This window comes from Actinomadura sp. GC306 (genome assembly GCF_004348665.1).
In the GTDB taxonomy this organism is placed as follows: Bacteria; Actinomycetota; Actinomycetes; order Streptosporangiales; family Streptosporangiaceae; genus Spirillospora.
Map to the genome: position 1 here is coordinate 1 of NZ_SMKM01000325.1, position 6,808 is coordinate 6,808.

At 74.4% G+C, this 6,808-nt stretch carries 5 protein-coding genes; 3 read left to right on the top strand and 2 right to left on the bottom strand.

Annotated features, from left to right (window positions below):
* Positions 1 to 7: 7 nt before the first annotated feature.
* Positions 8 to 1,195: an MFS transporter gene (locus tag E1200_RS29535; protein WP_131955365.1), complete on the bottom strand. Its 1,188-nt coding sequence runs from the start codon at positions 1,193 to 1,195 to the stop codon at positions 8 to 10.
* A 150-nt stretch (positions 1,196 to 1,345) separates the two neighbouring features.
* On the opposite strand from E1200_RS29535, the gene E1200_RS29540 reads away from it, so the two are divergent.
* The 3 genes from E1200_RS29540 to E1200_RS29550 are packed head-to-tail and all read left to right on the top strand — an operon-like array spanning position 1,346 to position 5,458.
* Positions 1,346 to 2,659 (top strand): lipase family protein, encoded by a 1,314-nt coding sequence (locus E1200_RS29540; RefSeq protein ID WP_243708929.1) that lies wholly within the window; start codon positions 1,346 to 1,348, stop codon positions 2,657 to 2,659.
* A 28-nt stretch (positions 2,660 to 2,687) separates the two neighbouring features.
* Complete coding sequence (locus E1200_RS29545) at positions 2,688 to 3,650, top strand: acyl-CoA desaturase (RefSeq protein WP_131955366.1); 963 nt, start codon at positions 2,688 to 2,690, stop codon at positions 3,648 to 3,650.
* The gene (locus E1200_RS29550) at positions 3,647 to 5,458 is read left to right on the top strand and encodes a fatty acyl-AMP ligase (protein ID WP_131955367.1); all 1,812 of its coding nucleotides are present in this window, start codon (positions 3,647 to 3,649) and stop codon (positions 5,456 to 5,458) included. Before E1200_RS29545 ends, E1200_RS29550 begins: the two co-directional genes overlap by 4 nt.
* Before the next feature lie 17 nt (positions 5,459 to 5,475).
* Here the strand turns inward: E1200_RS29550 and E1200_RS29555 are convergent, their stop codons facing one another.
* Complete coding sequence (locus E1200_RS29555) at positions 5,476 to 6,735, bottom strand: helix-turn-helix domain-containing protein (RefSeq protein ID WP_243708930.1); 1,260 nt, start codon at positions 6,733 to 6,735, stop codon at positions 5,476 to 5,478.
* Between the last annotated feature and the right edge of the window lie 73 nt (positions 6,736 to 6,808).

A 6,808-nucleotide genomic window follows, 5' to 3' on the forward strand; every position in this document is an offset into this window, starting at 1 on the left:
CCCGCGGCTAGCCCGCGCGGGGGCCGGGGGCGCGGCGGCGGAGGGCCAGCGGGACGCACAGGAAGATCAGTGCGGCGGTGGCGGCGAACGCCGCCGGGTAGCCGGTGTGCGCCACGGCGAGGCCGAACGCGACGCCGCCGACGCCCATGCCGCCGTCGTAGCCGATGTTCCACAGCGCGCTGACCGTCCCGTAGCCGGACACCGGCGCCCGCTCGTACATCATCGCCAGGCTCGCGTTCTGCGTGACCCCGAACCCGGCGCCGAACAGCACCATCGCGGCGAACACGGCGACCGTGTCCGGCACGAGCACCAGCAGCGCGACCCCCGCCGCCGACAGGGCCACCGCGGGCGCGAGCAGCCGGGCGGCGCCGTGCCGGTCCCCGGCGCGTCCCGCCTGCCAGCGGGCGAACGTCGTCGCGGCCGGCTGGACGAACAGCGCCGCCGCCGCGACCCCCGCGGCCGGGACCGCCTCCGGCAGGAACGTGATCAGCACGCCCGCCGCCGTCGCGGTCGAGGCGAACGCGGCCGCGGGACGCAGCAGGTCGGGCGACCGCAGCGCCGCGGCCATGCCGAGCGACCCCCGCGTGCTCGCCACGTGCGCGCGGTGCCGCAGGCCGGGCAGCGCGGCGAGGGCCGCCAGCGGGGCCACCGCCGCCGCGATGAACACCGGCGGATACCCGACCTCCCCGGCGAGCCACACCCCGAGCGGCAGCGCGAGCAGCGTCGGCAGCCCGGCGGTGAGCCCGAACAGGCCGAGCGCCTCGCCGCGCCGGTCCGCCGGGGCGAGCGCGGCGACCAGCGCGTTCGGCACCACCACCGCGATCCCGAAGCCGACCCCGCGCACCAGGCTCACCGCGATGATCATCGCCATGCCGGACGAGGCGGTCAGCGCGAGCGCGGGCAGGGCGAGCAGCAGCAGCCCGGCCGCGAACACCGGCACGTAGCCGAACCGGGCGAGCAGGCGGGGGAGGGCGAGCTCGGTGAGCACCGTCGTCAGCATCAGCGAGCCGGTCGCGACGCCCGCCCCCGCCTGGCCCGCCCCGCCGTCCACGGCGTACATCGGGACGACCGACAGCAGCAGGAACACGCCGGTCAGGCTGAGGAAGGTCGCCGCGAACACCAGCGCCAGCCGCCGTCCGACCAGGCGCGGCCGTGCCCCGCCGGCCGCCTCCCCGTGCCGCGAAGACTCGCTCATACCGATGACGTTAGGAGATCGTCCGGACCACCCGGTTGTTGAGTCGGTTGCTAAGCGCGGGCGCCGAGCATGTGAGCCGACTTCATTCCGCCCGTCGCGGCCCCTGGGCCACAGTCGTCACCGTCCGGTTTCAGACCCCCTGGAGCGACGATGCGAGCGACGATGCGTGTCCGGAGCATCCTCACCACCACCGTGCTGGGCGTGGCCCTGGCCGTCCCCGCCGCCGTGCCGCAGGCCGTCGCCGCGCCGGGCGCCGCGCCGTTCGACACGGCCGCGCCGGCGGCCTGCGACGCCACCGACGCCGACATCTACGCGCCGCCGCCCGCCACCGTGCAGGGCGAGCCGGGCGACCTGCTCGCGTGCCGCCCGGCGAAGCTGACGAACGTCCCCGGCGACGTCCCCATGCAGGCGTGGAAGGTCCGGTACGTCTCCACCGACGTCAAGGGCGCCCGCAACGTGGTGACCGGGACGGTCGCGATCCCCGCCGCCCCCTGGACGGGGGACGGCTCCCGCCCGACCGTCGCCTTCAACCCGGGCACGCTCGGCTCCGCCGAACGCTGCGCATTCTCCAAGCAGCTCGCCGGCGAGTACGTCGACATGTACGAGGGCGGGAACCTCACCCTGTTCCTGCGCGAGGGGTTCGCCGTCGCCGCCACGGACGGGGTCGGCTACCTCGACGGGCAGGTCCACACCTACATGGTGGGCGCGAACGCCGGGCACGCGCTGCTCGACATCGTCCGGACGTCCCGCCGGATCCCGGGCGGGACGCTCACCGCGGACGGCGACGTCGGCATCTCCGGCTACTCCGAGGGCGGTGCCGCGGCGCTGTGGGGCGCGCAGCTCGCCGCGTCCTACGCGCCCGAGCTGAACGTCGCCGGCGCGGCGGCGGGCGGTGTCCCCGGCGACCTGAAGGTCACCGCGAAGCAGCTGAACGGCAGCCTGTTCGCGGGCTTCCTCGCCGACGCGCTCGTCGGGCTGCACGCGGCCCACCCCGAGATGCCGTTCACCGAGCTGATGAACGAGCGGGGCGCGCGGGCGGTCCAGGACGTGCGGTCGCACTGCCTGTTCGGGACGCTCGCGGTGTTCCTCGGCGCACGGGTCGAGGACTTCTCGACCGACCGGCTGACGCTGGAGCAGATCTACGCGCTCCGCGGCCCCGGCGGCGTGACGTGGGGCGAGATCGTCGACCGGCAGCGGCTCGGCACCGGCATCGGCGCCCCCGGGTCCGGCGCCCGGTACGAGATCGGCTTCCCGGTGTTCCAGTACCGCGGCTGGTTCGAGGAGATCATCCCGCACGAGACCGAGGACGCCACACGGCAGCGGTACTGCGCCGCCGGCATCACGACCACCTGGAAGAACACCTACCCGACCGAGCACCTGACGACCGACTGGGCCGCCGCCGGGGACGTCACGGCCTTCCTCCGCGACCGGTTCGCCGGCAAGCCCGCCGAGGGCGACTGCTGATCCCCTTACCGAGCGCAAGGAGCCATCCATGACAGCGAGTGTCGCCGACGTCGGCAGCGGGGCCCCGCAGCCCGACATATCCGGAACCGTGCCGCTGCCCGAGCGCATCGCGGTCGTGGTGTTCGTCGCCGCGCCGATCCTCGGGGTGCTGGGCGCCGTCCCCTTCCTGTGGGGCTGGGGGATCGGCTGGACGGACGTCGCCATCTTCGCCTTCCTGTACCCGCTCAACGCGATCGGGATCACGGTCGGCTACCACCGGCACTTCACCCACGGCGGCTTCAAGGCCAAGCGGTGGCTGCGGATCGCGCTCGCCATCCTCGGCGGGCAGGCCATGCAGGGGTCGGTCGTCCGGTGGGTCGCCGACCACCGCCGCCACCACAAGTACTCCGACCAGGAGGGCGACCCCCACTCGCCCTGGGCGTACGGGCCCGGCGTGTGGGGGCTCACCAAGGGGCTCTACCACGCGCACGTGGGGTGGCTGTTCAGCAAGGACCGCACGTCCCGCAGCAAGTACGCGCCCGACCTGCTCAGGGACAGGGACATCCGGTTCCTGTCGCTCGACCCGGTGTACGCGGTGATCGTGCTGTCGACGTTCCTCGTGCCGATGGGCCTCGGGGCGCTGCTCACCCTCTCGTGGCACGGCGCCCTCACCGCGCTGTTCTGGGGCGGCCTGATGCGCGTGTTCGTCGGCGAGCACGTCACGTTCTCCATCAACTCGATCTGCCACGTGTTCGGCAAGGAGGACTTCAAGACCCGCGACAAGGCCCGGAACGTGTGGTGGCTGGCGATCCCGTCGTTCGGCGAGTCCTGGCACAACCTGCACCACGCCGACCCCACGTGCGCCAGGCACGGCGTCCTCAAGGGGCAGATCGACATCAGCGCCCGGGTCATCTGGATGTTCGAGCGGCTCGGCTGGGTCTGGGACGTGCGCTGGCCCGACCACGAGCGCCTCGCCGCCCGCCGCGTCACGTCCCAGGGAGAAGCCGCATGACCGACCGTTCCGTCCTTCCCGGCCTCGACCGCACGCCCCTCATCGAGCGGCTCGCCCGGTTCGCCAAGGACTTCCCCGACGACCGCGCCTACACGTTCATGGACTACATGACCGACCCGGACGGCGTCGCCCTCGACGTCACCTGGGGCGAGCTGGACCGGCGCGCCCGCTCGATCGCCGCCGCGATCCGCCGCGCCACCGGGCCGGGGCGGCGCGCCGCGCTGCTCGCCCCGCAGGACCTCCACTACGTCACCGGGTTCCTCGGCGCGATGTACGCGCGGGTCATCGGCGTCCCGCTGTTCTCCCCGGACCTGCCGGGGCACGGCGACCGGCTGCTCGCCGTCTACCGGGACGCCGAACCCGACGTGGTGATCACCACGAGCGCGTCGCTGCCGGCCGTGGAGGCGTTCCTGGCCGGGGACGGCGTCCCCGCGCCGGCCGAGGTGATCGTCGCGGACCGGGTGGACGGCGCGCTCGACTGGACGCCCGAGCCGATCGCCCCGGACGACGTCGCCTACCTCCAGTACACCTCCGGTTCCACCAGGACCCCCGCCGGTGTGATCATCACGCACGGCAACTTCGCCGCGAACGCCGAGCAGCTCTGGCGCGCGTTCGAGGGCATCCCGCGCGAGTCGACCGGCGTGAACTGGCTGCCGGTGTTCCACGACATGGGCCTGGTCACCACCGTCGCGCTGCCGCTCGTCTACGGGAACCCGGGCGTGATCATGGATCCGGTCGCGTTCATCATGCGTCCCGTCCGCTGGCTGGAACTGCTCAGCGGGCAGCGCCACGCGTTCACCGGCGGCCCGAACTTCGCCTACGAGTACCTCACCGCGCAGGTCACCGAGGAGGAGAAGAAGAGCCTCGACCTCAGCGGCGTGCAGGTGTTCATGAACGGCGCCGAACCCATCAGGGAGAGCACGCTCAGCGGGTTCTACGAGGCGTTCAAGGACTGCGGGCTGCGGCCCGAGGCGCAGGTGTGCGCGTACGGCCTGGCGGAGGCGACCGTCTACGTGTCGGCGTCGTCGCGGTTCCGGGAGCCGACGCGGCAGGCGTTCGACCACGAGCGGCTGCGCCGCGGGACGGCCGAGCCGTGCGCCGCCGACGCGCCGGGCGCGATCCAGCTCATCGCCTGCGGGACGTCCTTCGGCCAGCACGTCGCCATCGCCGACCCCGAGACCGGGCGCAGGCTCGCCGAAGGCGAGGTCGGCGAGATCTGGGTGCACGGCCCGAACGTCGCCGCGGGCTACTGGGGCCGCCCTGAGGCGACCAAGGAGACGTTCGAGGCGACGCTCACTGGTGGTTCCGGGGGGTCTGGGGGGGCGTCCCCTCAGCATGAAGCCGATCCCGGGGAGCTGCCGGACGGGCCGTGGCTGCGCACCGGCGACCTCGGCGTCCTGCACGGCGGCGAGCTGTTCGTCACCGGCCGGATCAAGGACCTGGTCATCGTCGACGGCCGCAACCACTACCCGCAGGACATCGAGTTCACCGTCTCGGGCGCGCACAAGGCGATCCGCCGCGAGTACACCTGCGCCGTGTCCGTCGACGGCGGCGAGACCGAGGGCCTGGTCGTGATCGCCGAACGGAACCGGCGGGTGCCGATCGCGCTGCTCGACCCGGACGAGGTCGCGCGGGCGGTGCGGACGGCCGTCCGGCAGCAGCACGACCTGCGCGTCCACGACTTCGTGCTGATCGAGCCGGGCGGGCTGCTCCGCACCAGCAGCGGCAAGATCGCCCGGTCCGCGTGCCGCCTCGCCTACCTCGGCGGGACGCTGCCGGTCACGGAGGCCGCCGCGAAGGAGGCGTGACCGGCGGGCCGGCCGGGTCAGGGCGGCGGCTCGTGCCCGGCGTCCCGCAGCCAGACGGGCAGGAGCAGCATCAGCTCCAGCCGCAGCGCGGGGTCCTCGATGTCGTAGTCGAAGATCTCCTGGAGCTGCGCGAGCCGGTACCGGACGGTCTGCGGGTGCACGCGCAGCGCCTCCGCGGCGTCGGTCGCGTTGAAGCCGTGCCTGAGCAGCTCCAGCAGGGTGAGCGCCAGCCGGACGCCGCGGTGCGGGCCGACTTCGGTGAGCGGGGCGAGCCGGCGCCCCGCCGCCGCCTCGGCGAGCGTCCGGCACTCCTGCAGCAGCAGGTCCGGCAGGTGCCGGTCCGCGTGGACGAGGACCCCGGCCCGCGCCCGGCCCTTCGCCGGCCCCGGGCGCCGGCCGAGCCGGCCCTCGGTCATCAGGTCGAGCGTCCGGTGCGCCCAGTGCAGCGACACGCCGGCCCGGTCCACCGGCACCGGCGGCCCGGCCGCGCCTGTCCAGCCGGCGAGGGTGGCCGTCAGCCGGTCGGCGCCGCCGGGCCGGTCGGGGTCGGGGACGACCAGGCACGGGCGGCCCCGGTCCTGCCCGCTCAGCAGCGCCGGCGGCAGCCCCGCGGGCCCCTCGCCGCCGGGCCGCGGGGCCAGCACGAGCACCGCCAGCCGCCCGGGCAGCGGCCACCCCGCCAGGGCCGCCTGCTCGGCGACGACGTCGCGGGGCGCGGGCGGGTCGGACAGCAGCAGGCTCAGCAGCCGGCCGCGGCGCTGCTCCCGCTCGCCCGCCGCCTTCTCCCGCGCCCGCGCGTAGCCCTGCGCGGCGGCGGACGCCAGCAGGTCCAGGTACGCGAAGTTCACCTCCGCCAGCGAGATCGCGAGGTTCCGCGGCTTCTGCAGCCGGTCGGCCTCCCGCGCCAGGTAGCGCCAGGCCGTCCGGGACGCGATCCGCAGCGCGTTCTGCAGGTGTTCGAGCGAGCGGCCCTCGACCGCCTCCCCGTACCCGATGTCGAAGAAGACCTGGTGCACCTCCTCGGGGGAGGCGTCCGGGTCGGCGATCAGTTGGACGAAGTGCCCCATGCCCCGCTCCGCCGCCACCCGCATCACGCCGAGGTAGACCGGGTCGTCCGGCCGGGCGTACTCGGGCACGTGCCGGAGCACCCCCTCCACCATGGCGTCGGCCAGCGCCGGGACGTGCGGCCGCATCCAGCGGGCCTCCGCACGGGGGACGTCCCGCCACGGCTGCGCGGACAGCTCGCCCGCGGAGGATCTCGCGTGGACCTCGGTCAAAGCAGGCACCTCCCTGGCGGACGACTAGCCGTAAGGCTAGGCACGAACCGTACCCCTGCACACTCACCCGGCT

Excerpts from the sequence above, each read along its gene's own strand:
- E1200_RS29540 (WP_243708929.1), top strand. The coding sequence starts at position 1,346 with ATGCGAGCGACGATGCGTGTCCGGAGCATCCTCACCACCACCGTGCTG.
- E1200_RS29535 (WP_131955365.1), bottom strand. The coding sequence starts at position 1,195 with ATGAGCGAGTCTTCGCGGCACGGGGAGGCGGCCGGCGGGGCACGGCCG.
- E1200_RS29550 (WP_131955367.1), top strand. The coding sequence starts at position 3,647 with ATGACCGACCGTTCCGTCCTTCCCGGCCTCGACCGCACGCCCCTCATC.
- E1200_RS29545 (WP_131955366.1), top strand. The coding sequence starts at position 2,688 with ATGACAGCGAGTGTCGCCGACGTCGGCAGCGGGGCCCCGCAGCCCGAC.